The 24,249-nt window shown below is 42.9% G+C and carries 25 protein-coding genes; 11 read left to right on the plus strand and 14 right to left on the minus strand.

The genetic code is table 11. The annotated features are described in order from the left end of the window. Positions 1–77: 77 nt before the first annotated feature. On the minus strand, positions 78–659 hold the full coding sequence (locus HB679_RS08035; RefSeq protein ID WP_214071448.1) for a thymidine kinase: 582 nt from the start codon (positions 657–659) through the stop codon (positions 78–80). A 73-nt stretch (positions 660–732) separates the two neighbouring features. Here HB679_RS08035 and HB679_RS08040 point away from each other — a divergent pair, with 73 nt between their 5' ends. Then, positions 733–1,770 (plus strand): hypothetical protein, encoded by a 1,038-nt coding sequence (locus tag HB679_RS08040; protein ID WP_214071449.1) that lies wholly within the window; start codon positions 733–735, stop codon positions 1,768–1,770. A 94-nt stretch (positions 1,771–1,864) separates the two neighbouring features. On the opposite strand, the gene rodA is transcribed toward HB679_RS08040, so the two are convergent. The 6 genes from rodA to purH form a co-directional block, all read right to left on the minus strand. Further along, on the minus strand, positions 1,865–3,139 hold the full coding sequence (gene rodA / locus HB679_RS08045) for a rod shape-determining protein RodA (RefSeq protein ID WP_214071450.1): 1,275 nt from the start codon (positions 3,137–3,139) through the stop codon (positions 1,865–1,867). Next, entirely contained in the window at positions 3,132–5,126 is a 1,995-nt protein-coding gene (gene mrdA, locus HB679_RS08050) for a penicillin-binding protein 2 (protein WP_214071451.1), read from the minus strand. The genes rodA and mrdA overlap by 8 nt, the downstream gene beginning before the upstream one ends. After that, positions 5,123–5,641, minus strand: a complete 519-nt coding sequence (mreD, locus tag HB679_RS08055) for a rod shape-determining protein MreD (RefSeq protein ID WP_214071452.1) — start codon at positions 5,639–5,641, stop codon at positions 5,123–5,125. The genes mrdA and mreD overlap by 4 nt, the downstream gene beginning before the upstream one ends. After that, complete coding sequence (gene mreC, locus HB679_RS08060; RefSeq protein ID WP_214071453.1) at positions 5,634–6,470, minus strand: rod shape-determining protein MreC; 837 nt, start codon at positions 6,468–6,470, stop codon at positions 5,634–5,636. The genes mreD and mreC overlap by 8 nt, the downstream gene beginning before the upstream one ends. Positions 6,471–6,561: 91 nt before the next feature. After that, positions 6,562–7,584: a rod shape-determining protein gene (locus HB679_RS08065; RefSeq protein WP_214071454.1), complete on the minus strand. Its 1,023-nt coding sequence runs from the start codon at positions 7,582–7,584 to the stop codon at positions 6,562–6,564. 206 nt (positions 7,585–7,790) lie between these two features. Further along, positions 7,791–9,317 (minus strand): bifunctional phosphoribosylaminoimidazolecarboxamide formyltransferase/IMP cyclohydrolase, encoded by a 1,527-nt coding sequence (gene purH, locus HB679_RS08070; RefSeq protein WP_214071455.1) that lies wholly within the window; start codon positions 9,315–9,317, stop codon positions 7,791–7,793. 158 nt (positions 9,318–9,475) lie between these two features. On the opposite strand from purH, the gene HB679_RS08075 reads away from it, so the two are divergent. The 5 genes from HB679_RS08075 (at position 9,476) to HB679_RS08095 (ending at position 11,905) form a co-directional block, all read left to right on the plus strand. Further along, a complete protein-coding gene (locus HB679_RS08075; protein WP_214071456.1) occupies positions 9,476–10,027 on the plus strand; it encodes a Crp/Fnr family transcriptional regulator in 552 nt (183 codons plus the stop codon). A gap of 71 nt (positions 10,028–10,098) precedes the next feature. Beyond that, positions 10,099–10,461: a VOC family protein gene (locus HB679_RS08080; RefSeq protein WP_214071457.1), complete on the plus strand. Its 363-nt coding sequence runs from the start codon at positions 10,099–10,101 to the stop codon at positions 10,459–10,461. Between the two features lies 1 nt (position 10,462). After that, a complete protein-coding gene (locus HB679_RS08085; RefSeq protein ID WP_214071458.1) occupies positions 10,463–11,299 on the plus strand; it encodes a class I SAM-dependent methyltransferase in 837 nt (278 codons plus the stop codon). Positions 11,300–11,366: 67 nt separating this feature from the next. Continuing rightward, positions 11,367–11,609: a hypothetical protein gene (locus HB679_RS08090; RefSeq protein ID WP_214071459.1), complete on the plus strand. Its 243-nt coding sequence runs from the start codon at positions 11,367–11,369 to the stop codon at positions 11,607–11,609. Positions 11,610–11,623: 14 nt separating this feature from the next. Continuing rightward, complete coding sequence (locus HB679_RS08095) at positions 11,624–11,905, plus strand: type II toxin-antitoxin system RelE/ParE family toxin (RefSeq protein ID WP_346345148.1); 282 nt, start codon at positions 11,624–11,626, stop codon at positions 11,903–11,905. 5 nt (positions 11,906–11,910) lie between these two features. On the opposite strand, the gene HB679_RS08100 is transcribed toward HB679_RS08095, so the two are convergent. From HB679_RS08100 to HB679_RS08115, 4 genes are all read right to left on the minus strand, one after another. Next, positions 11,911–13,134 carry an MFS transporter gene (locus HB679_RS08100; protein WP_214071461.1) on the minus strand — a complete coding sequence of 408 codons (1,224 nt, stop codon included), beginning with the start codon at positions 13,132–13,134 and terminating at the stop codon, positions 11,911–11,913. Positions 13,135–13,313: 179 nt separating this feature from the next. Then, positions 13,314–14,027 carry an aquaporin Z gene (gene aqpZ / locus HB679_RS08105; RefSeq protein WP_214071462.1) on the minus strand — a complete coding sequence of 238 codons (714 nt, stop codon included), beginning with the start codon at positions 14,025–14,027 and terminating at the stop codon, positions 13,314–13,316. A 321-nt stretch (positions 14,028–14,348) separates the two neighbouring features. After that, the gene (gene purN, locus HB679_RS08110) at positions 14,349–14,927 is read right to left on the minus strand and encodes a phosphoribosylglycinamide formyltransferase (protein WP_214071463.1); all 579 of its coding nucleotides are present in this window, start codon (positions 14,925–14,927) and stop codon (positions 14,349–14,351) included. A gap of 57 nt (positions 14,928–14,984) precedes the next feature. Further along, positions 14,985–15,482, minus strand: a complete 498-nt coding sequence (locus HB679_RS08115; protein WP_214071464.1) for a DUF5004 domain-containing protein — start codon at positions 15,480–15,482, stop codon at positions 14,985–14,987. A 104-nt stretch (positions 15,483–15,586) separates the two neighbouring features. On the opposite strand from HB679_RS08115, the gene yiaK reads away from it, so the two are divergent. Continuing rightward, the gene (yiaK, locus tag HB679_RS08120) at positions 15,587–16,576 is read left to right on the plus strand and encodes a 3-dehydro-L-gulonate 2-dehydrogenase (protein ID WP_214071465.1); all 990 of its coding nucleotides are present in this window, start codon (positions 15,587–15,589) and stop codon (positions 16,574–16,576) included. Positions 16,577–16,581: 5 nt separating this feature from the next. Here the strand turns inward: yiaK and HB679_RS08125 are convergent, their stop codons facing one another. The 3 genes from HB679_RS08125 to panB form a co-directional block, all read right to left on the minus strand. Next, entirely contained in the window at positions 16,582–18,012 is a 1,431-nt protein-coding gene (locus tag HB679_RS08125) for an alpha/beta hydrolase (RefSeq protein WP_214071466.1), read from the minus strand. Between the two features lie 73 nt (positions 18,013–18,085). After that, positions 18,086–18,808, minus strand: coding sequence for an RluA family pseudouridine synthase (locus HB679_RS08130; protein WP_214071467.1), 723 nt, complete (start codon positions 18,806–18,808; stop codon positions 18,086–18,088). 86 nt (positions 18,809–18,894) lie between these two features. Beyond that, on the minus strand, positions 18,895–19,710 hold the full coding sequence (gene panB, locus HB679_RS08135; protein WP_214071468.1) for a 3-methyl-2-oxobutanoate hydroxymethyltransferase: 816 nt from the start codon (positions 19,708–19,710) through the stop codon (positions 18,895–18,897). Positions 19,711–19,957: 247 nt separating this feature from the next. Here panB and carA point away from each other — a divergent pair, with 247 nt between their 5' ends. The 4 genes from carA (at position 19,958) to HB679_RS08155 (ending at position 24,204) form a co-directional block, all read left to right on the plus strand. Continuing rightward, positions 19,958–21,058, plus strand: a complete 1,101-nt coding sequence (gene carA / locus HB679_RS08140; protein WP_214071469.1) for a glutamine-hydrolyzing carbamoyl-phosphate synthase small subunit — start codon at positions 19,958–19,960, stop codon at positions 21,056–21,058. A 444-nt stretch (positions 21,059–21,502) separates the two neighbouring features. Further along, positions 21,503–22,267, plus strand: a complete 765-nt coding sequence (locus HB679_RS08145; RefSeq protein WP_214071470.1) for an ABC transporter ATP-binding protein — start codon at positions 21,503–21,505, stop codon at positions 22,265–22,267. A gap of 144 nt (positions 22,268–22,411) precedes the next feature. Next, complete coding sequence (locus HB679_RS08150; protein WP_214071471.1) at positions 22,412–23,518, plus strand: ABC transporter permease; 1,107 nt, start codon at positions 22,412–22,414, stop codon at positions 23,516–23,518. Positions 23,519–23,643: 125 nt separating this feature from the next. After that, positions 23,644–24,204: a PAS domain S-box protein gene (locus tag HB679_RS08155; protein ID WP_214071472.1), complete on the plus strand. Its 561-nt coding sequence runs from the start codon at positions 23,644–23,646 to the stop codon at positions 24,202–24,204. The last annotated feature ends 45 nt before the right edge of the window (positions 24,205–24,249 follow it).

Consider the following 24,249-nt stretch of genomic DNA (forward strand, 5'->3'; position numbering starts at 1 on the left):
TAGAAGAGCGATGCGGAAATGCCATTACGCGCCAATCCGTCGACGAACTCAGGATGACAGCGCTATATTGGTGACGTTTAAAAAGTCTTGCTATTATAACAAACACGGCAACGTGGCTCATAACTGTCCTTCTCTCCAAGCAATACTTTTTCTTTGCTCGGCACCAGTCGGTACGAGTAAAGCGCAGGCGAGCCGCACCGCAGGCAAACGGCATGCACTTTAGTTACAGATTCGGCTATAGCCATGAGCGTAGGCATGGGGCCAAAGGGGCGGCCCTTAAAATCCATATCCAGCCCCGCTACAATAACGCGGATGCCTTTATTGGCCAGGGTGGTGCAAACGTCTGGTAATTTGTTGTCGAAAAACTGGGCCTCGTCAATACCAACAACCTGGGCATGGCCGGCTAACAATAATATTTCTGATGATTTGCCTACAGGTGTAGACTTAACGGCGATAGAGTTGTGCGATACTACATCGCTTTCATCGTAACGCACATCAAGCTTTGGTTTAAAAATTTGCACGCTCAGCTTGGCATAACGGGCACGGTTTATTCTTCTAATCAACTCCTCGGTTTTACCCGAAAACATCGAACCGCAAATAACCTCGATACCGCCACCGTTTTCACTCTTTCGCTTAAAAATCTCCTCGGTGAGCTGCATGGTAAACTTTTTGTAAAGGCCTAATATCAGAATTTAATGCTTAATTTTGGTAAGCATTTCGTAAAGTATTGTAATGAAGCAACTGGAAGTATTTAATAAGGTAGGTGGCATCCTGAAGGAGCTTAATGAGCAATATCAATATATCCAAACTAATCCTGAAGTTATAAACGACCTGGAAATGGAGCTGTTTGTTGCCAATGCGCATTTCCTGACAGACCATGCCGAGATTTTAAACAAGCTTAATCAGCGTACTAAAGCAGAGAAAGCCGAAGAAACCCGTGCAGACAAAGTGGGTACAAAAGCAGACATTCATGCATTGCCTCCGCCGGCACCGGTAGAGAAACCCGAACGAAGGTTTGAATTTCCGCCAAAGCCTGCCGAGCGTCCAAAACCCGAGCCGATAAAAACAGAAGAGCCGGTTACGCCGGCCAAACCAGCTCCTACTTCCGAGAAGTTTTTCGAACCCCTGGTGCAGCAACCAAAACCAAAACGTAATGAGCCTGCGGAAACAGAGGAAGTTTCTTCGGGAATTGACCTGTCATCAGATACACCGAAAGACAGCTATTCTTTTATGATGGAAGAGCCCGAGGTAATTCGTCATGAATTGGAAATTGATCCGGCTGATATCGATGATGATACAGAGGAAGAAATTGTTGCCGTTGAAGATATTGAAGAAGTTGTATCAGAACCGGTGAAAGCTGAAGAACCGGAAATTGAAGCCGTAGAAGAACCAAAGATAGCGGTTAAAGAAGAAGTAAAAGCAGTTGAGAAAAAAGAAGAACCGGCTCAAGATAAAGAAGAGGTATTGACCATTCATCAACGCATGTCTGCACAACGTGCCAGCTCGCCAGGTTATACAGAGCAAGCTGCGCAGCCTGTAACCAACCTGAAAGCTGCCATTAACCTGAATGATAAACTAAGCTTTATTAAAGACCTGTTTAACGGCTATAGCCTGGCTTACAGCGAGGCTATAGAGATATTGAATCGCTTTAATACTTTTGAAGAGGCCAACCGCTTCCTGACAAAAAACTATACCTTAAAAAATGATTGGGACAGTAAACCTGAAACTGCTGACAAGTTTTACGCGATATTGAAGAGACGATATAGTTAACACCCCTCTAAATCTCCCCGAAGGGGAGACTTCTTAAAAATTATATTCTTAAGTTTTTTAAGTCCTCCACCTCGGGGAGGGTTGGGTGGGGTTTTTAATTATAGATCATACCCATCCTGTTCGAATCTAATTTGATGAGGATGAACAGCATGACCGTAAAACTCAATAGCGACGACCCGCCGTAGCTAATTAATGGTAAGGGGATACCAATAGAGGGCACAATTCCAATCGTCATACCTATATTGATCACCACGTGGAAAAAGATAACCGAGGCCACGCCGTAAGCATAAACGCGCGAAAATGGCGATCGTTGCCTTTCAGCGACGTAAATAATGCGCAGTACCAGCAGCAGATATAAACCCAGCACCACAACTGATCCTGCAAAGCCAAACTCTTCGCCCACGGTACAAAAAATAAAGTCAGTACTTTGCTCGGGCACAAACGAGTATTTGGTTTGCGTGCCGTGCATATAGCCTTTACCCCAAAGCTTACCTGAGCCTATGGCAATTTTAGACTGATTAACGTTATAACCCTTACCCCTCAAATCTTTGGTTATACCCAATACAATATCAATACGTACCTTTTGGTGGGGTTTTAAAACTTTGGTGTATAAAAAATTTACACTTAATACAAAAGCAACTAATATCCCCGTGCCGACACCTATGGTAACGAGAGTTTTGCGGTTACGTCTGAATAGCAAAATAATGATTATCGATAAACCGATAATACAGCCAATAATTATAGGCAGGTGTCCAACTTTAATAGTGAGGACAAACAAGGCAATGAACAATCCTTCCAGTATCAGGAAATAAGGCGATAATCCCTCGCGGTATAATACAAATAGCAGCGAACTAAACACCAGCGTAGAGCCTGCATCGGGTTGCAGCAAGATCAGAACCATCGGCAGGAAAATAATAGCGGCCGCGGTAGCAAATGATCTGAGTTCGGTTATTTTAACGTTGGTGGCACTTAAATATCGCGCCAGCAACAAGCAGGTGGAAAACTTGGCAAACTCTGAAGGCTGAAGCCTGAAACCGCCCGGCAGAGAGATCCAGGCCTGGTTACCACCAACGTTTCTGCCTATAACGAGTACCAGTAGCAGCAGCAGCACAGAAATGCCATAAACAGTGGGTGCCAATGCCGAGAGAAATCTGCTTTCAAGTAATAAAATAAATATCCCCAGTACAATAGCGACCATGACAAAGACAAACTGCTTGCCATAGTTGGTGTCCAGATCTACTAGTGATGGGTTTTTTGGATCAAACACGGCTGAGTGGATGCTGAACACGCCAATGGTGCAAAGCGCCAGGTATATAAAAACCATGAGCCAATCGACATTAAAAAAAAAGCTGCGTTGCGGGTTACTCATCATCTTTAGGTTTTATAGCTGTCAGATAATTTGGGACCACCGGTTTTTTATTTTTGTTTGATGCAGATTGGATGGCTTTTGCTTTCTTAATCGAATCAACCCTGGCCCGGCGAGCGCTATCCAGCCTGGCGCGTCTTTTCTGTTGGCTGATATATAAATTGATATCAGGCATCAGGTTAGCATTTATATAACGCTCCGGGTCAATGCCCGAAGGGCGCGCGGTAATGCTGTCGCGTAAATATTTTTCAACCATGAAACTGGCTATTGGGGCAGCCCAACTGGCACCTTGTCCGCCATTTTCTACTATAACAGCTATGGCAATTTTAGGATTATCCCTGGGTGCAAATGCCACGAAAACAGAGTTATCTTCGCCATTTACCTGTGCCGTGCCGGTTTTACCACACATTATTATACCGGGTATTTTTGAGGCAGCAGCCGTACCGTGATCAACCACAGCCTGCATGCCGTCAATAACCGGCGCAAAATATTCTGAATCTACACCCACAAAATTTTTCGCGGTGTATTCTTTTCTGATGATCTGCTTGTCGCCTATAGCTTTTATCAAATGCGGCCTATAGAAAAAGCCGCGATTGGCAATCGTCGCTTCAATATTTGCTAACTGTAATGGGGTAGCTCCTAATTCGCCCTGGCCAATACCTAATGAGATAATTGTACTTGAACGCCAGCCGCCATATTTATACATTTTGTCATAAAGCGATGCTTTGGGTAAAAGGCCGGCGAGTTCACCCGGCAAATCCAGGTCAAGCTTCCCGCCCAGCCCAAACATAGCCACTTTGTTTCGCCATGCGGTGAAGGCACTATCGGTTTTTTTTGGCCCCAGGCGATTGATGAGCTTTTCAAATACCATATCAAAATAGCCGTTGCACGATTGGGCAATAGCACTGCTCAGATTAACTAATCCATGGCGCTCGCCGTGAAAACACGGTATGCGGCGGTTACCTGCCACATAATAACCCGGGCAGTTATAGGTAGTTTGCGGTGTAATGAGGCCTTCCTGTATGGCTATAAGTGCGTCCAACGGTTTAAATGAAGAGCCCGGCGGATAAAAGGCCTGAATTGGGCGCACCTGGAATGGATTGTATGGATTGTCGTTTAACCTGCTGTAGTTAGCGCTGCGGTCGTGCCCTACCAATAAATTAGGGTCATAACTGGGCGTACTTACAAAGGCCAGGATCTCGCCGGTTGATGGTTCAATGGCCACTATGCTGCCTGCCTTATTTCTCATCAGCTTTTCGCCTAGTTTTTGTAACTGGATATCCAGAGAAGAAGTCAGTTTTTCGCCGGGAACAGCCAAGGTATCGTAAGCTCCGTTGGCATACGATCCTTTTTGATTGCCTTTCGAGTCGACCATCCAGTTTGTTACGCCACGCTGGCCGCGTAGAACATTCTCGTATTGTTTCTCTACACCCGAGATACCGATGTAATCGCCCAAACGATAGCGACCGCCCGATTTGGCTATGGTGTTATCATTTACCTCGCCAATGTATCCTAAAAATTGTGCTGCTGTAGAATCGGGGTAACTGCGGATAGGGTGGGGCACAACTCTGAAGCCCTGAAACTCGGAAAGCCGTTCCTGTAGTGAAGCGTATAATTGTGGCGACAGCTGCTTCTCAAATGGTGATTGCAGATTTGGCGAGTATTTACGGGCTTTAGCCAAACGTTTGTCAAATTCGGCTTTGTCTATACCCAGCAACTTACAAAACTCAATAGTATCAAATGGTTTTATTTCTTTAGGAGTAACGTCAACGTCGTAAACCAGTTCGTTAGTAACCAAAGTTTTTCCGTTACGATCAAGGATTGTCCCGCGGGCCGGGTTTATAATATCCGGGCGGATAACGTTTTTGCTGGCAGATAGCGCATATCTATCATCAATGATCTGGATATAGAAAAGCCGGCCAAGAAGTATGAGTATAAGGGTAATAAATATGCCGCCAATAATGTATCTCCGCTCAAAATACTGATTCATTTACGCTCTTTACTTTTATAAAATAACAGGCCCGAAACCAAGATCAAAAATACAGTAAATATTGTACTTAGCACAGCGCGGCCAATGGTGTATTGTATCTCGTCGAATCTGAAAACTTCCATTATAAACAAAAAGAAGTGATGGATTAAAGTAAGTACAAGCGCGTAGGTAAAAAACCACCTGAAACCCATGTTACTTAACGTTGGCTCAGGCTCGTTATCAAAACCATCTTTTTGTACGGTGATGCTGATGAAGAGTATGCGTACAAAAGCAAGCAGCACGCAAGCGGTAATGTGCAAGCCGGGGGTATCATAAAAAGCATCAATAGTTAAGCCCAGTATAAATGCCAGTGCAAACAGCAAGATATTAGGTGTTTCGAATGGCAGCAGCAGGATAAAAAGAATATACAGGTACGGCGTAGACAGATCATACAGGCTAATGTTTTTTAACAGGAAAACCTGGATAAATACCAGCAGTATAAAACGCAGCAGGTTTACTATGATAGTTCTACTCATCTTTTTTCTGCTGGGCCTCCAATCCCAATTGCTCGGCGGCTAGTTTGTTGTTTACCACATAAACGTATTGCAGTTTGCTAAAATCAACCGCCAGGATCACATCCATATTCAGGAATGAGCCTTTGGCGTTTTTTGAGTGCAGGTTTGAGATCTTTCCTATGGGCACCCCGGCGGGAAATAAAGAAAGATCAGAAGTAACTACCTGCTGTCCGAGCCTTGGCGAGGCGCTATTTAAAACGTCGTATAATAAGCCTACGTGCGGATCAAGATTATCGCCCCAAATAAATGAGCCAAGATCTTTGGTGCCGGCAAGCGCCGCGCTGATTACCGTTTCTTTATGTAGCAATGATTGCACTACCGAGAAATGCGCTCCCACAAAAACAACTTTACCCACTACACCCTGCGGACAAATTACCCCCATGCCTTTAGCCACGCCTGCGCGGCTGCCTTTATTGATAGTTAGATAGTTATTACGACGATTGATAGAGTTATTGATCACAGCAGCATCAATATACTCATATTGCTGCTTGTAAACGGTGTCAACCACTTTATGCTTGGCAGCCGAATCGACATAAAAAGATGTTTTGAGCTGATTACGTAAGCGGGCGTTCTCGCGCGCCAGGCTGTCGTTTACGTCCTGCAGATGTAAATAGCTTTTAAAGTTGCCAACCTGTTGGTACAGATTACCGGTAACCTGGTTACTGCTATTAATGAAAGTTGCCTTTTGGAAAGAGTTGTATTTGATGTAGATAACCAACGCAATCACCTCAAATATAATGAACAGAAAAAACGCGTTGTATTTTGTAATGAATATTAAAAGATTACGCATCTGTTATTTGAGATTGGAGTCAAGAATCAAGAGACAAGAAACGGGTAAATGTTTACCTCTTGATTCTCGGCTCTTGATTCTTGCTTCTAATTTACTGCATTAAAAATTTAAAATTACCGATATTTTTTAGCGCAGTGCCGGTGCCTCTAACTACGGCACGAAGCGGATCTTCGGCAACGTGTACCGGTAGTTTAGTTTTGGCCGATATACGTCTGTCTAAACCACGCAATAATGCGCCACCGCCGGTTAAGTAAATGCCGGTTTGGTAAATATCTGCAGAAAGCTCTGGTGGAGTGATCTCCAATGCTTTTAATATCGCCTCTTCAATTTTTGAGATAGATTTATCTAAACAATGTGCAATCTCGGTATACGATACCATGATCTGTTTTGGCACGCCTGTCATCAGGTCGCGGCCCTGTACAGCAAAATCAGCCGGTGGATCGCTCAGTTCAGGCAATGCAGCACCAACTTCAATTTTAATTTTCTCTGCAGTACGGTCGCCAATCATGATGTTATGCTGGCGACGGATGTATTGAACAATATCAGAGTCAAAGTTATCACCGGCTACACGGATGGATTGATCGCAAACGATACCAGACAAGGCGATAACCGCAATCTCGGTAGTACCACCACCAATATCGATGATCATGTTACCCATAGGCTCCTCAACGTCAATACCAATACCTACGGCAGCGGCCATTGGCTCGTGGATCAGGTAAACCTCTTTGGCTCCGGCAATCTCGGCCGAGTCGCGCACGGCGCGTTTCTCAACCTCGGTAATGCCCGAAGGAATACAGATCACCATACGTAACGATGGGAAGAACCATCCTTTACCCTGGTTAATCATTTTGATCATGCCGCGGATCATGTGCTCGGCAGCGTTAAAGTCGGCAATTACACCATCTTTAAGCGGACGCACCGTACGGATATTATCGTGGGTCTTGCCTTCCATTTGCATGGCCTGGCGCCCAATGGCTATCACTTTGTTGGTTGTGCGGTCAAAAGCTACTATCGACGGTTCGTCAACAACAACTTTGTCATTATGTATGATGAGGGTATTCGCGGTACCTAAATCTATCGCTATCTCTTGCGTGAAAAAATTAAATAAACCCATTTGTCGTTTGCTTCAAATAATTTGCAAAGTTGTTAAATTTAGTTGATTAAGTTGCAATAAGTTAATTAGGTGAATGGTTTATTTTAAAAATATTTAAAAAAAGCCATCCAATCAATCAACAACGCATAACCCATCAATATTAGTGTTGATTAAATGAACGATTATCCTAACTAAACGCTAATCAACTAATCACCAATCATTAAAAATTAGTGTTTAAAGTGACGCACACCGGTGGTTACCATCGAAATGTTTTTTTCATTACATTTTTCGATAGATAGCTTGTCGTTGATTGATCCACCAGGTTGCAATACGGCCAATATACCTGCCTCTGCCGCCAGCTCAACACAGTCCGGGAAGGGAAAGAAAGCATCAGATGCCATTACTGCCCCATTCAAATCAAAGCCAAAGCTTTCTGCTTTGATCACCGCCTGTTTCAACGAGTCGACCCTTGAAGTTTGGCCCACCCCGCTGGACATCAACTGGCTGTTTTTAGCAAATACAATAGTGTTTGATTTAGTATGCTTAACCACCTTGTTGGCAAAGTATAAATCTTTCAGCTCTTGCTCGGTTGGTTTGCGGTTGGTAACCGGGGTCATATGTTCCGGGCCTTCAACGGTATTGTCTTTGTCTTGTTCAATCACGCCATTAAGCAGGGTTTTAAATTGCTTGGCCGGTAATTCAACAGGTTGACGAACCAGGATGATGCGGTTCTTTTTGCCTTGTAATATCTGTACGGCTTCGTCGGTATATGCCGGGGCAATTAGTACTTCGTAAAATATTTTGTCAATTTCGGTTGCTGTTGCAGCGTCAATCTCGGCGTTTGCAATGATCACTCCACCAAAAGCCGATACCGGATCGCATGCTAAAGCATCGATCCAGGCTTCTTTGATAAAAGAGCGCGAAGCAATACCGCAAGCGTTGGTATGTTTTAGTATAGCAATGGTTGGCTCGGTAAATTCGTCAATCAAAGCTACGGCAGCATCAACGTCAACCAGGTTATTGTATGATAGTTCTTTACCGTTTAATTTGTTGAACATGGCATCCAGGTTACCGTAGAATACACCTTTTTGATGCGGGTTCTCGCCGTAACGCAAGGTCTGGCTGGTTTGTATGCTGTGTTTAAATACCGGCAGCGGCTCGTCCTGGTTAAAGTATTGGAAGATCGCCGTATCGTAGTTCGAGGTAATATTAAATGCTTTTTGAGCGAAACGCTTACGCTGATCAATAGTGGTAGTACCATTTTGAGAGCTTAACATTTCGTATAATTCGGTGTAGTCATCTTTCGAGGCCAGGATAACTACATCTTTAAAATTCTTTGCCGCTGCGCGGATTAGGGAGATGCCGCCGATGTCAATCTTTTCGATCACATCGTCATGGCCTGCGCCACTTTCTACGGTTTCTTCAAACGGGTACAAATCAACAATTACCAGGTCAATTTCAGGGATCTCATACTGCCCCAATTGTTTTTTATCGCTCTCGTTGCTTCTGCGGGCCAATATGCCGCCAAATACTTTTGGATGCAGTGTTTTAACGCGACCGCCTAAAATTGATGGGTAAGAGGTAAGGTCCTCAACAGCAATCACATCAACCCCAAGGCTGCGGATAAAAGTTTCTGTACCACCGGTACTATAAATGCTGGCACCAATACGGTTTAACTCACGAATAATGGGTTCCAGATTATCTTTGTAATAAACTGAAATAAGGGCGTTTTTAATAGCAACGGGCTGACTCATTGAAAGGTATTTTTTTGAGCCGCAAAGGTAGTGATTAGAGATTAGAGATTGGAGGTTGGTGATTGGTTTTTTTTGAGAAAAATGAAAAGCATGGTTAGCAAGCCAAAATAAGACGGATGGAATGATTTTGCTATATTAGATGTCCAGTAGCAACTAATATGTCTTCAGTATCCATTAATCATCCCGACCAGGTCAGAGCCGCGTGGAAAAAATATTACCACCTATGGAAGCGCGAAGACGTAGGGGCAAAGCACGTACTTTTAAAGGAAGGTGATATCAGCCGGAAAGTTTATATGATAGAAAAAGGTTGCGTGCGTAACTGGTTCAATCACAATGGAAAGGAAATTAGTTTTCAATTTTTTTTTGAGGGCGATGTGGTATACTCGGCCGAAAGTTTCCGGAAGAATATCCCGAGTGTATATACCATTGAAACCATTGAGCCGGTTAGTTTACGTTGGCTAAGTCAGAAAGACATGGAGTTAATACGCGAAGATTTATTGCTATATAATGAAATGATTAGGCGCGCCGTAGATAAACAAGCCGAGTTTATGCGCCATTTTTTTTCTTATTTGAGAGATACGCCAAAAGAAAGGTACGAACTGCTGCTGTACCAAAATCCAGAAATCATTAAGCGCGTACCCCTGCAACACATAGCTTCTTACCTGGGTATTACAGCGGTATCATTGAGCCGCATTCGTAACCGAATATAATTTCTTAACAATTGTAAAGTATTATCTTGTTGCTAAAGGCGAACTTAGAGCAATTTAGATTGCCCGACAAAATGAAACTCAATAAAGTCATTCCAAAGATCTTCTACTCAGATATTAAAGCAGGCCTTGAACTCTTTGTTGATTGCCTGGGTTTTACGGTGAAGTACAAAGAAGACGCCCCCCCTTTCTATATTATTGACCGGGATGGCGTAACTCTGTTTTTGGTAGAGGACGATGAATTTGCCAAAAAAGATCGCCCCGAAATAAGAATTGATACGGATGATATTGACGCATTGTATAATGAATTGGCAGCAAAAGAAACTCAACTTTTTCATCCTAACTTAAACAAAGTAAAACTACAGCCCTGGGGTTTAAAGGAACTAGCCTTGCGCGATAAAAGCGATGTTTGTGTGATATTACAACAAGGGACGTAAGATGCATGACGATATACCCAGCTCGACCGCGGTAGGCGCAGCCATGCTAAGGGCGGCTCATCAGATTATTGATGGTAACGATAAATTGCTTGATGATCCGGTTATTCTCAAACTGATAGGTGAGGATGCTATTCAGCATCTGCTTGAGCGTAAAAGAGAGTTTTATTTGCCCGGTACCTTGGCTATGCGAACGCATGTGGTATTGAGAAGCCGTTATGCGGAAGATTGTCTATACGATGCTTACAACGCGGGTATAACGCAGTTTTTGATCCTGGGCGCCGGTATGGACACTTTCGCCTACCGCCAACCCAAATGGGCCGGCGGGCTGACTATTGTTGAAGCTGATCATCCCGCCAGCCAGGCTAATAAGTTGGATCATTTGATTGATGCTGGTATAGAGATCCCGCAAAATGTATCCTTTATTAAAATCAATCTCGAGGAGGATGACCTTGCCGAAGTTCTTAAACAAAGTAAGCTCGATTTAAGTAAACCTATGTATATAGCTTGTTTGGGCGTGATGATTTATTTGACGCGTGACGCTATCGCCAAAATATTCAGATTTATTGGTTCATTGCCCGGGAAGACTGAATTTGTTTTTACAGCATCGCAAAAACGTACGGATATGTGGGCCGTTATAGCGGCAGAGAAAGTGGCCCAGGCCGGAGAACCGTGGATAAGCCATTTTGACTTTGAAGCGCTCGAAGATCAACTAAAAATGAGCGGGTTTAGCCGCGTAATATTTTTAGATCCGGCAGAAGCTAAAAGAAGATATTTTGCACATGCCAACCTGCGCATCCCACCTCCCCGAAGGTGCAGTTTATTAAGGGCGGTGGTATGATTGTCTATAAACTGAAACGTAATAATAAATAACTTTATAGGTTATATATAAATTAGTATATTAGAGTATGACAACATTGATTATCAAATCAAATTCAGAAAGAAAGACTCAATTATTAATTCAATTGGCTGAAGAATTAGGACTGTCTGCTAAAATGCAAAATTTTGAAGAATTAGATGTGAATGCTATGGTAACCGGAATAGGTAGAAAAGCGACAGATGAGGAATTAATTGATTATCTTACTAAGGATACTGAAGCTTCACCTATTAGTTTAGAAGATGCATTCTCCAAATACATCAATCAAAAATAATTCTGTTGAATTTGGTGGTGAAAATAACGCCAAAGGCGTTACGGGTTATTGACGCAGTTGCTGATTTTGTAGAGTCAAAAAATACAAGTGGTAGTGGCGCAAGATTCGCTTTGAAATTCAAATTGGCTATTGAGAGCCTGGCACTACCTAATGTAGATTATGCCCTTTGTAATCATCATGTTCTCGCATCGTTAAAATATTCTTGCAGTCATTTTAATGATTGGGTTATCGCTTTTAGAATTACTGATACCGAACTTGTAGTTTACGAAATAATTCACAGTTCTTTGTTGTTTTAATTGACTTAAACTTCTGTAAAGTCCAGGTCTTTGCCATAAGTCTCATCTAATAACCAGGCTGCAGTAATACCAATAGCAAAAATGATTAAGCCGGTTACCCAACCGCCAATTAAGTAATTACCAAACAGCGTCCGCAGAAATTTAAAAAGCAGAATCATCAGTGGTAAAGTACCGCGAACCATATTCGGGATACTGATACCGGCCGACGCCCGCAGGTTGGTGCCAAATTGCTCTACACTGCTGGTAATGTAAACTACGTTTAGTCCCGCGCCATAACCCAATCCGGCACAAATAACATAAAACCAGATAGCGCTGCCATTGTGCTGCAGGAAGTAAAGAATAGTAAACAGAACCGCGATGGCATAAAATATAAACAGCGTTTTTTTGCGACTTTGCAAGCGCTGGCTAAGCCAACCCACACTAAAATCGCCTGCGGCAATAGCCATATATAAAAACATAATAGCGGTGCCCGGCTCAACCCCGCTAATACCCATAGATTTGGCAAACTGATCTGAAAAAGTAACCAATATGCCAATGATATACCAAACCGGCAGGCCCAATAAAATGCATTGCATATACTTGGAAAAGCGGCGGCGGTTATTAAAAAACATCAGGAAATTACCTTTGCTGATGCTGGTTTCTTGTACCTCTTTAAAGATCTTGCTCTCCTGTACCTGTATCCGCATTAGCAAAAGGATAACACCCAGTATGCCACCAATATAGTAACACATCCGCCAGTCTACCATTTTACTAATCACTGATGCCGCCACCACACCAAACAAACCAAAACCCGCTATAAATCCGGCAGCGGTGCTCCGTTTTTCTTTTGGCAATAGCTCGCTTACCAGGGTTATCCCCGCACCGAGTTCGCCGGCCAAACCTATGCCTGCAACAAAACGTAAAATAAGGTATTGATCTATGTTGGTGACCATGCCGTTAAGGGCATTGGCGATAGAGTAAAGGAGTATCGACCCAAATAAAACTTTTAGCCGGCCCTTCCTGTCACCCAAAATTCCGAAGATAACGCCACCGATAACCATACCTATCATCTGTACGCTGATGAGCAGTTCGCCTTTTGAAACGATATCGGCAGGGCTTAAACCTAATGCTGTGAGGCTGGGTTTGCGGATGATGGCAAACAACAGCAAATCATAGGTGTCAACAAAAAAACCTAGGGCGCTTACAATTACGGCAAGTTGGAAAATGCTGGTAGAGGGTTTGGTAGACATTGGAAATTGTTAATTGGTTTTCAGGCGGCTAATATATTTATTTATCATTGGCATATATGTTTGTAATCAAACTTTAATGTTATGGGGTAGCTTGTGTCGGGGTTTTTTGCAAAATAAGAAGAGGCTGTTCCTACTATCAGAACAGCCTCTTCTTTAGGCAACCAGATAAGGCCTTAGCTCTAATTCTTGTCTAACAGATAGCGCCAAACCACCGCGCTTAGTATGCTGCCTAAAATAGGCGCTACAATAAATAACCATAACTGGCTAACAGCCTCGCCGCCAACCAACAATGCCGGGCCGATGCTTCGGGCCGGGTTTACAGATACGCCGGTAACCCTGATCCCCACAATATGTATAAGCACAAGGCTTAAGCCTATAGATATGCCTGCAAAACCACCATGTATATTTTTTGTAGATGTTGATCCGAAAATAACAAACAGAAATATAAATGTAAAAACAGTTTCTGCAATAAACCCCGACTGCAAATTATAATGCGCGGGCGATAAAGCGCCATACCCATTTTGCCCTAATCCGTTTGCCGCAATACTATATCCATCCTTACCCGATGCGATCAGGAACAGGATACCAGCCCCGGCAATGGCTCCCAGTATTTGGGCTATTATATAAATTGCAGCTTCGCTTGCCTTCATCCGGCCTGCCACAACCATGCCGATAGAAATAGCCGGATTAATATGGCAGCCCGATACATGGCCTATAGCATAAGCCATAGCCACAACCGATAAACCAAAGGCAAAAGATATACCGAGTAAACCGACACCATCTATATTACCACCGTTTGCCGCGGCAATTACCGCGCTACCGCAACCCATTAAAACAAGCACCAGCGTGCCAAAAAGCTCTGCAATAAATTTGGAGGATAATTTTGTTTCCATATCAGATTTTAGTTAATGAATAAATAGGATACTAATTGTATTTTATAATGGCGAGCATTAAGTATTAGCTACTTATGCTAAGTAAAGTTACAATATAGCCCGGGATATCTACTATAGTTATTGTTTATATACAGGTGAAATTTCTTCAACATCGGGCGGTTTAAATTTGAAAACAGTGCAAGGCATAACTAATACTGTAGAGCTATAACAGATATTGGTTCAAAAAGCAGCCTGCCTTATTCAAAAACAACCATAAAAAAGATAAAGCCGCCTCATGTTTGACTCATGAGGCGGCTTTATACAATGTTTGATCTCGTACAATCAGCTCTTCATTTTTTTGAGCAAGTTTTCAATCACCTTCGGGAAATGCTGATGCTCCAACTGCTGGCCTTTAAATTTGATCATCTCCAGGTTATCGCCGGGTTCAATTTTAAATTTGGACTGGTGGATCACTTCGCCTTCATCAAACTGCTCGTTGGCAAAATGTATGGTAATGCCTGATTCTTCTTCGCCGGCTGCTAATACCGCTTTATGCACATGGTCGCCATACATGCCTTTGCCACCAAACTTAGGTAATAGGGCAGGATGCAGGTTAATTATTTTATTAGGGAATGCCGCCAATAACGTTTTTGGAACCAGCCACATAAAACCTGCCAGTACGATCAAGTCAACCTGCAGGTTTTTAAGCATGCGGATAATTTCATCAGTATCATAAAACTCCTGGCGGTTAAATATATGCGATGGGATTTCGAAGTTATCTGCACGTTGCAGTACATAAGCCTGCGGATTATTAGTTAATATCAATACAACCTCAGCCTCGGCACTACGTTTAAAATGCTCCATAATTTTCTGAGCATTTGATCCTGATCCTGAAGCAAAAATGGCTATTCGTTTTTTCAAAATGGCGGTTAATAAATTTGTTGTTGACCCAAATATAAACTTTTACAGGTTTGTTTACTATTGAGTTGTAGTATTTTGTCGTACAAAGCCATAGCGTACAACCCGCCGTATTGCAGAATTGTTGTAATTGATCACGTCGCCGGTTAAAAGCACCATAGAGTACCTGCCCAAACTGCTGATGGTAGAGTAAAGAAAGGGTTTTGTACTGCCTAATGTAGTGTCTTGAACAACAATATTCGACGCAAGGATCAAGCGATTTCCGGTTAATTCCCAATCACCTTTGGAGATTGTTGATTGTGCCGGGCAATCGAAATTGGTATAGGTACAGGTTTTGTCTGCATTAAAAGTAAAAACCTGATCGCAGTTAATAGCATAAGTGGTGTCCAGCAACGAGGTATCGCCGTGGGTCACCATAACTGTTACCGAGGATAAATTCCACTGCCCACTTACCAGTAGGTCAGGTATGTCGCTATCCAACGTTTTTTTACATGAATTAACAAAAAAGCCAATTAATATGGCTGCCGGAATGATGACGTATGCGAACTTATTTTTCATTTATAATGCTGCAAAAATAGAAATTAATTAACCAAGCCTATAACCTAAGGGAATTATAACTGTATTTACTACTGTATTATTTTATCGCCACCTATATTTGCCTTATGCGGATACCTTTTGAAGAACTGAAAACCGAATTTAAACGAGTGCTAATCAAGCTTGATTTTCCGGAAGCTAAAGCCGGTCAGTGCGCACAGATCTTTGCCGAGAATAGTCGCGATGGCGTTTACACTCACGGGCTAAACCGTTTCCCAACTTTTGTGAAGTACGTTAAACAAGGGGTAATTAAGCCCGATGCGGAGCCAACGTTAGTTAATGCATTTGGTGCTTTGGAGCAGTGGGATGGCAATTTAGGCCCGGGCATTATTAACGCGCTTTTCTGTATGAATCGTGCTGTTGAGTTGGCCGAAACAAACGGAATAGGCTGCGTGGCCATCAGAGGCACCAATCATTGGATGCGGGGCGGCACTTACGGCTGGCAAGCTGCCGATGCGGGTTTTATCGGCATTAACTTTACCAATACCATTGCTAATGTAGCACCCTGGGGTGGTACTACACCTACATTGGGGAATAATCCGCTGGTAATTTCGGTGCCGCGAAAGGAAGGACATGTGGTGCTGGATATGGCGGTGTCGCAATTTTCGATCGGTAAATTACAGCAATATCAAAGTTATGGCGAGCAATTGCCTGTAAGTGGGGGCTATGACAAAGAGGGTAATTTAAGTACTAACCCCGCTGCTATCCTCGATTCAAAAAGAGTTTTGCCAATTGGTTTCTGGAAAGGATCAGGCTTATCTTTAGTGCTTGATCTGTTGGCATCGGTATTGAGCCAGGGAAAATCCACGAAACAGATTAGTGATCAATCTATAGAGTCAGGCATATCGCAGGTATTTATCGCTATAAAGCCACAAAACACGCAGCAAACCGACGATCTGATCGAAGAGATAATAAACTTTACTAAAAGCAGTCATCAAACTAATGCGAATAAACCGGTGGCTTATCCGGGCGAAAGCACGTTGAAAACCCGCAGGGAAAATACGACCAAAGGTGTGTTGGTGGATGAGAAGATTTGGGCGGAGGTGCGGGCTTTATAAGCTACTTAACGCCCGTACTTCTGTATCCACTTCGTAATGATGTCTAATACCTCGGGCGAGATGGTTTCTTCTATTTTAGCATATTCATTTGTCTCACCGGTGCCGGCGTGTTGAAATAAGTGGTTCAGACCTGGCATGACCATGGTCTTGAAGTGTTTGTTGCCGGCGCTGGTCAGCAAACTGTCAAATCCGGCCAGGTTTTCTTTGGCGCTTACCTGTGTGTCTTTACTGCCATTTAAAGCAAGAACCGGGATTGTTATTTTACCCAAAGTAGTTGCCGGGTCGTAAGCATTAAAATAGCGCTCCCAGGGAGAGTAGATATTTCCGGCCAGCTGATTTATATAGTTTTTTCCATTTTCGCCTTGAAAGCCCGCGTCATTTAAAAATTGGACTGGCTGCTGCTTAAGCCATGCTTCCATAAATTTTGCAAAAGCCGGTTTAAGCTCACTGTCATCAGTGTAGTTAGTGTATTGATTGGCAAGATTAATCATGCCGCTGAAAAGCGCAGTCATTCTGGTTATATATTCTTCAGAAAGATGGGCTTTTCGACTACCATCGCTAAATTGTTTAATAGTTATATCTTCTCCCTTAATACCCACGCCGGCAAGGCATATTATAAAGGCTACATCTTTAGATTGTACGGCGGCAATGGGGGCTATCATGCCACCTTCGCTGTGCCCCAGCAAACCAATATGTTTAACATCAATGTCTGCACGATTTTTTAAATAGTTAACACCTACAAGCACATCATTAGCAAAATCTGCAGAGGTTGCATTGATGATATTTCCTGTCGTTTCGCCAATGCTACGGTCATCAACCCTTAAAACTGCAATGCCATTGCGGCTTAAATGATCAGCAATCACCCAAAATGGTTGATGTCCCGCCAAACTTTCGTCCCTGTCTTGCAAACCAGAGCCTGTTATCAAAATTACTGCCGGTACTTTTTTTTCTGATTTGGGAATAGTTAAAGTAGCGCCATATCTTATTGACTTATCCTTATTATAATAAAGTACATTCTCCTCGCTATACGGAAATGGAGGCTTTGGCGTTTGCGGCCTTTTTAACTCAGGCTTAGTTGCAACACGTTTAAACTTTAGAAGCTCATAAACTCCGTTTTGCCCCCAGTTGCCCGATAATTCTGTTTTATCAGTATTAAATTTTGCTATGTAGTTTGATTGCATGGTTTTGAAAAACAACCTGAGACTATCGCCGGAAAAATTTATTATAGAAGCTTTTAAATTTATGATGGCTTGCTGCGGTACGTCAAGCGTTATCCTTTTTTCTTTAGTTAGGCTATCTTCCCCTATATGTAAGGTCAAATTAAGACCCATAGATTGCGCTTCCCAGGTGGTTTTTGCAGGTAAAGTTTGAGCCGATAAATTATAGATACCTGCAAACAACAGGTATAAAAAGATGAGCGTACGATTTAGGTTCATGGTGATAATTGGTAGCCCTAAAGTACACAATTATTACACATTCAAGTTTTAGAAACGGCTTGGTTTGATAGTTTTATCCCATCATCCCTTCAAACTTTTCCCAAAATCCATCTTTAGGTACGGGGGCAGTTATGAGGATAGGTTCTTTTTTTATAGGATGTATAAACTGCAGCCGCCGGGCGTGCAGGCAAATGCTTTTGCGCAAACTGCCACGCGGGTAACCATATTTATTGTCGCCAACTATAGGCGTGCCCAGGGTTGATAATTGCACCCTGATCTGGTGCGGACGACCGGTGATCGGGTCAACTTCTATTAAGTAATAGCCTTCCAGTTCGCCTACCAGCTTATAGTGTAACTCTGACCGCTGGCTACCGGCTACCTCATGATCATGCGCTTTGGTAACGTTTTTCTGCGGATTTTTGATCAGGTAATGCACCAGGGTTCCGGCTTCGGGGTAAGGGCGTTTGCGGGTTACGGCATAATAAGTTTTATGCATTTCTCGCGCCTTAAACATTTTGTTAATACGCTCTAAAGCTTTGCTGGTTTTGGCGAACAAGATCACGCCACTAACGGGGCGGTCCAAACGATGTACAACGCCTAAAAAGGCACCGTTAGGTTTATTGTATTTTTTGGCGATGTATTTTTTAACCTTTTCGTCCAGCGGCTCATCGCCGGTATCATCAACCTGTACAATGTCGCCAGCGCGCTTGTTTACAGCAATCAAGTGATTATCCTCATAAAGGACATCCTTATCTGTTATATCGTGGTCGGCGTAATGAAATTCAGGTCGGGCCATTATTTAGTCGATAGTCCATGGTCCATAGTCCATGGTTGATTATATTTTTATTACTATGGTCTCTGGTCTATCGACCATGGACTAATTTAATATTGTTCTTTTTCGTTAGGGAATTCTCTGCCTTTTACATCGCTCACATAATTTTCTATGGCGCCATTCATGGTATCATACAAGTTAGCGTACTGACGCAAAAAACGTGGCTTAAAACCTTTATTAATACCCAGCATATCATGAATCACCAATACCTGCCCGTCGCAATGCTGCCCGGCGCCTATACCAATGGTTGGGATAAGCAGGCTTTCAGATACTTCTTTAGCTAACTGCGCCGGTATTTTCTCCAATACAATGCCAAAGCAACCCAGTTCCTGTAATTTCAAAGCATCTTCTTTCAATTTTGCAGCCTCTGCATCCTCTTTTGCGCGAACAGTATAAGTGCCAAATTTATAAATAGATTGTGGCGTTAAACCCAGGTGCCCCATCACCGGGATACCTGCAGTCAGGATCCGGCTTACAGATTCGGCAATCTCAATACCACCCTCTAGTTTCACCGCGTGAGCGCCCGATTCTTTCATGATGCGGATAGCCGAGTTCAAGGCTTCTTTAGAGTTGCCCTGGTAAGTGCCAAAAGGCAAATCGACTACTACCAACGCACGTTTAGCCGCGCGCACTACTGCCGATGCATGGTAGATCATCTGATCTAACGTTATCGGCAAGGTAGTTTCATGACCGGCCATGACGTTCGATGCCGAATCGCCAACTAATATAATGTCCATACCTGAGGCGTCTACTACGGCCGCCATCGAGTAATCGTAAGCAGTTAGCATGGCAATTTTCTCGCCACGGGTCTTCATTTCCTGTACGGTATGGGTGGTTATTCTTTTTACTTCTTTGTGAACAGACATAGTTAGATCTGATTTACTGTTAGGCAAAGGTAGGATAATTTTTATTTCGGAATTCGGATGTTTGATTTCGGATTTATCATCTTAATATCACATCAAAAAAATCCGAAATTCCACATCCGATATCCGAAATCTTTTCCTACTTTTGCGCCGTGAACAAAGGAGTTTCTTACTTCGTTTCTACAGTCCAATTTTACGGCGCATCGCACCAGACCAGCCGCAATTTTCACTATTCAATTTATTTAAACAGATGACTTATTTCACCAAATTACCTGCGGTATTATTATTAGAAGACGGAACTGTTTTTCATGGCAAAGCTGCCGGAAAAATTGGTACCACCGCCGGCGAAATTTGTTTTAATACCGGTATGACCGGCTACCAGGAAATTTTTACCGACCCATCTTATTTTGGGCAAATTATGGTGGCTACCAATGCGCACATCGGTAATTATGGTATAGCCAATGCCGAAGTTGAATCTGGCAATATCCAGATTGCCGGCCTGGTTTGTAAAAACTATAATATCCCTTACAGCCGTAAACAAGCCGATGAGTCTATCCAGGATTATTTTCAACAACAAAATATAGTAGGGATCTCTGATGTGGATACCCGCCAGTTGGTTCGCCATATCCGCGATAAAGGCGCGATGAATGCCATCATCTCCTCGGAAATTACGGATATTGACGAGCTGAAAGCTAAACTGGCCGAAGTGCCGTCAATGGATGGGTTGGAGCTATCATCAAAAGTATCGACTACAGAAACTTATACGTTCGGCGAAGAAAACGCACCATATCGTGTTGCAGTGTTAGATTTAGGTGTAAAGAAAAATATCCTGCGCAATTTTGATGATCGTGGGGTTTATGCTAAAGTTTATCCTGCCAAAACCACTTTTGCCGAAATGGAGAAAGATTTTGCACCAAGCGGTTACTTCATCTCCAACGGCCCCGGCGACCCATCTGCCATGCCTTATGCCGTTGAAACGGTTAAAGAGATCCTGGCTTCTGATAAACCTATGTTCGGAATCTGTTTAGGTCACCAGTTATTGGCTTTGGCTAATGATATCCCAACCAAAAAAATGTTTAACGGCCACCGCGGTTTAAATCACCCGGTTAAAAATATCATTATTAACCACTGCGAGGTTACTTCTCAAAACCATGGTTTTGGCGTAGTACCTGAAGCAGTTAGAGCGTCTGATAAAGTAGAGATTACCCACGTTAACCTGAATGATCAATCTATTGAAGGTATCCGTGTAAAAGGTAAAAAAGCATTCTCGGTACAATATCACCCCGAGTCATCACCAGGCCCGCATGATAGCCGCTATTTGTTTGACGACTTTATTAATTTGATGAAGTAATCAGATTGAAAATAAATAGAAAGACGCCCGATGGCGTCTTTTTTGGTTTAATAATAATTGTCATTCTGAGCGTAGCGAAGAATCTTATACGTAATACTTGTCGCGCTTATAGGATTCTTCGCTACGCTCAGAATGACAACCCTTTTTGTGTGTTTTACCGAAACCCTCATCCATTCACCGACAATTTCCCTTAACTTACCTAATAACCGTGTGCCATTTTTGATTTCCGATGCAAATTTGAATCATAAAATCATCACACAATGACAACTTTATTCACCGTACCGGCATTAATTATCGTCACGCATTTTTTTGCGCATGTAGTATCTGCTATCCATTTAATTGGTCACCTGGTAAAATAATTACAAGTTATGAAGCTCTTTCTGCTTATTGTAATAATCGTACTGATACGTCAAAAAAATCGCTGATATTTCACACCTTTGCGGCATGGCAAAACAATCCATCATTACAGTAAAAAACCTGGTTAAAAACTATGGCGATTTTAAAGCTGTAAAAGGCATTAGCTTTGAAGTTTACGAGGGCGAAATCTTCGGTTTACTGGGCCCTAACGGCGCGGGTAAAACCACCACCCTCGAGATCATTGAAACCCTGCGTGAAAAAACCTCCGGCGAGATCACTGTCGACGGATTTAATATTGATACTGATGCTGCAAGCATTAAAAAACGCATTGGTGTACAATTGCAGGCAGCGGGTTATTACCCGAACCTGAATCTTACAGAGTTGATTGATCTCTTCTCGGGATTGTATGGCATACAACGCAGTCCGCTGGAAATGTTGGAAAAAGTTGCGCTGACAGACAAAGCCAAAGCCAAATACAAAGAATTATCAGGCGGGCAGAAACAACGTTTCTCGATAGCTACCACCTTAATAAACAATCCGCGCATTGTGTTTTTGGATGAGCCGACAACGGGACTCGACCCGCAAGCACGTCGTAACCTTTGGGATTTGATTCGCGAAATCCGCGACCAGGGCACTACCGTAGTGATTACCACCCACTATATGGACGAAGCCGAAGTGCTATGCGACCGCGTAGCTTTTGTAGATAACGGAAACATCATAGGCGTTGATACGCCAGATCATTTTATCGATCAACTGGTAGCCTCGGGATTTGAACGACCAAAACAAGTTAAGTTGGCCAACCTGGAAGATGTATTTATTAATTTGACAGGTAAAGAGTGGCGGGCTGAGTAAACATCTCACAACCCTATCCAAAAGAGAGGGCTTTAAATAACGTTATCGACAATATTGATACTGATTAATAGATAAACATAAAATTAAAAAACATGCTCGTCAGAACCCTCTCCTCTGGAGAGGGCAGGGTGAGGTCTAATGAACATGACAAACCAAGAAAAACCGTACAGTAATTTTAAAGCTACCCTGGCTATCACCCGGGCAAGTTTCCGTTCCATTATACGTACGCCATCTACGGTGGTGTTTACGTTGCTTTTTCCGTTGATATTTATTTTGGTTTTCGGCTTTATTAGCGGGGGCGGAGTTATTTCCGTTGATGTTGGTGTGGCTAAAACTAATGATACCTTGAACCCGGTTTACCAGGCTTTGAAGAAAGTAAGCGTGGTGCATCTGATCCACGATCAAACACCGGAGCAGATGGAAGCCAATCTGAAAAAGGGGAGCATCGATGCAATCCTGAATATTCAGAAAAATGCTACGCCACCTGTCTTCACGGTGAATGTACAGTCAAGCAAGGCATCCGGCGATAAGATGGCGATTCTAAGATCGGCTTTAAATAATATTTTTTTCGAGATCAATTCGCATGTAACCAATGCACCGCCGCCGGTTGCCGTTATCAAGGAAGATACGGTAGCAGGCCGCGAGTATAAAACTATCGACTTTATTTTGCCCGGTCAGTTGGGCTTTTCCTTATTAAGCACTGGTGTATTTGGTACTGCATTCGTTTTCTTATCACTACGGATCACCCTGGTAATCAAACGCTTTTTTGCCACCCCTGTGCAACGTTATAGTATTATTATAGGCGAGGCTATTGCGCGGATCTCTTTCGCGTTAATTGGCGCATTGTTTATTATTTGCATCGGTCATTTCGCATTTGGTTTTACGCTGGTCCACGGTGTTGTCACGGTGCTCAATATGCTGCTGCTCTCGCTCATTGGGGTAGTGGTCTTTATGGGTTTTGGTTTCGTGGTGTCGGGTATTGCTAAAAACGAGAGCACGGTGCCGCCAATTGCTAATTTGATCACGTTGCCACAGTTCCTGCTATCGGGTACGTTTTTCTCTATCAATGTTTTCCCGGCGTGGTTGCAGCCTATCAGCAGGGCGCTGCCTTTAACCTACCTGAATGACGCTTTGCGTAAGGTTGCTTTTGAGGGCGCAAGCTTAATGGATGTATCGCACCAGATTTTAATTATGGCCATTTGGGGCGTGGTGATTTATGTGGTAGCTACCAAAACGTTTAAGTGGGAATAGCCAGGTAAACATCGGTCAACGTCGATTTACCTATTCATTTACTTTTATAGCTATGGCGATTTAGTTCTTGTATTTCTGCTTATAAATAGTTAAATCGCTTAAGCATTTAACTATTTAGCTGATAGATGAAATCCGGGGCATTAAAAATTGCAATAATTTATGTCGTAGCCGGTGTATCGTGGGTCGCTCTTAGCGACAAGGTGCTGGATTTACTAAAGGCGCGGCTTGATGTATCTGTGATCTTATTTATAGGCAGCATCAAAGGGGTTGGCTATATGATTTTTACCGGCTTTATCCTTTATAGACTCATCCTTCACTACAATGCCAAATTAGACGAAAGCGAAAAGCAATACCGCAGCTATTTCGAGGCCAACCCATCGCCCATGTGGATCTATAATAAACGTACCCTGAACTTTACTGCTGTAAATAATGCCGCAATATCTAAATATGGCTACACCGCAGATGAGTTTATGAATATGACAATCTTAGACATTCGTCCTAAAAGCGATGTCGGTAAGGTGCATACGGTAGTAAAACAACTTGCCGGCACTTATAACGACTCTGGCATATGGACCCACCGTAAAAAGGATGGCACTTTGATTCCGGTGCATATCACTTCTCATATCATTACTTCGCTAAAGGAACCACATATCATGGTGATGGCTGCCGAAGTAAAAAAGGCTTAATAAATTGTTTAAAAACACGCTTTGTAACATTAAATTTATGTTAAT

Source organism: Mucilaginibacter sp. dw_454, assembly GCF_018449775.1.
GTDB lineage: Bacteria > Bacteroidota > Bacteroidia > Sphingobacteriales > Sphingobacteriaceae > Mucilaginibacter.

What these genes read in the sequence shown, in the direction of transcription:
- rodA (WP_214071450.1), bottom strand. Translation starts at nt 3,139, where the DNA reads ATGAGTAACCCGCAACGCAGCTTTTTTTTTAATGTCGATTGGCTCATG.
- HB679_RS08150 (WP_214071471.1), top strand. Translation starts at nt 22,412, where the DNA reads ATGACAAACCAAGAAAAACCGTACAGTAATTTTAAAGCTACCCTGGCT.
- HB679_RS08085 (WP_214071458.1), top strand. Translation starts at nt 10,463, where the DNA reads ATGCATGACGATATACCCAGCTCGACCGCGGTAGGCGCAGCCATGCTA.
- HB679_RS08035 (WP_214071448.1), bottom strand. Translation starts at nt 659, where the DNA reads ATGCAGCTCACCGAGGAGATTTTTAAGCGAAAGAGTGAAAACGGTGGC.
- HB679_RS08065 (WP_214071454.1), bottom strand. Translation starts at nt 7,584, where the DNA reads ATGGGTTTATTTAATTTTTTCACGCAAGAGATAGCGATAGATTTAGGT.
- HB679_RS08090 (WP_214071459.1), top strand. Translation starts at nt 11,367, where the DNA reads ATGACAACATTGATTATCAAATCAAATTCAGAAAGAAAGACTCAATTA.
- HB679_RS08145 (WP_214071470.1), top strand. Translation starts at nt 21,503, where the DNA reads ATGGCAAAACAATCCATCATTACAGTAAAAAACCTGGTTAAAAACTAT.
- HB679_RS08080 (WP_214071457.1), top strand. Translation starts at nt 10,099, where the DNA reads ATGAAACTCAATAAAGTCATTCCAAAGATCTTCTACTCAGATATTAAA.
- panB (WP_214071468.1), bottom strand. Translation starts at nt 19,710, where the DNA reads ATGTCTGTTCACAAAGAAGTAAAAAGAATAACCACCCATACCGTACAG.
- HB679_RS08100 (WP_214071461.1), bottom strand. Translation starts at nt 13,134, where the DNA reads ATGTCTACCAAACCCTCTACCAGCATTTTCCAACTTGCCGTAATTGTA.
- HB679_RS08130 (WP_214071467.1), bottom strand. Translation starts at nt 18,808, where the DNA reads ATGGCCCGACCTGAATTTCATTACGCCGACCACGATATAACAGATAAG.
- purH (WP_214071455.1), bottom strand. Translation starts at nt 9,317, where the DNA reads ATGAGTCAGCCCGTTGCTATTAAAAACGCCCTTATTTCAGTTTATTAC.
- carA (WP_214071469.1), top strand. Translation starts at nt 19,958, where the DNA reads ATGACTTATTTCACCAAATTACCTGCGGTATTATTATTAGAAGACGGA.
- mrdA (WP_214071451.1), bottom strand. Translation starts at nt 5,126, where the DNA reads ATGAATCAGTATTTTGAGCGGAGATACATTATTGGCGGCATATTTATT.
- HB679_RS08040 (WP_214071449.1), top strand. Translation starts at nt 733, where the DNA reads ATGAAGCAACTGGAAGTATTTAATAAGGTAGGTGGCATCCTGAAGGAG.
- HB679_RS08155 (WP_214071472.1), top strand. Translation starts at nt 23,644, where the DNA reads ATGAAATCCGGGGCATTAAAAATTGCAATAATTTATGTCGTAGCCGGT.
- mreD (WP_214071452.1), bottom strand. Translation starts at nt 5,641, where the DNA reads ATGAGTAGAACTATCATAGTAAACCTGCTGCGTTTTATACTGCTGGTA.
- HB679_RS08115 (WP_214071464.1), bottom strand. Translation starts at nt 15,482, where the DNA reads ATGAAAAATAAGTTCGCATACGTCATCATTCCGGCAGCCATATTAATT.
- aqpZ (WP_214071462.1), bottom strand. Translation starts at nt 14,027, where the DNA reads ATGGAAACAAAATTATCCTCCAAATTTATTGCAGAGCTTTTTGGCACG.
- mreC (WP_214071453.1), bottom strand. Translation starts at nt 6,470, where the DNA reads ATGCGTAATCTTTTAATATTCATTACAAAATACAACGCGTTTTTTCTG.
- yiaK (WP_214071465.1), top strand. Translation starts at nt 15,587, where the DNA reads ATGCGGATACCTTTTGAAGAACTGAAAACCGAATTTAAACGAGTGCTA.
- HB679_RS08075 (WP_214071456.1), top strand. Translation starts at nt 9,476, where the DNA reads ATGTCTTCAGTATCCATTAATCATCCCGACCAGGTCAGAGCCGCGTGG.
- HB679_RS08125 (WP_214071466.1), bottom strand. Translation starts at nt 18,012, where the DNA reads ATGAACCTAAATCGTACGCTCATCTTTTTATACCTGTTGTTTGCAGGT.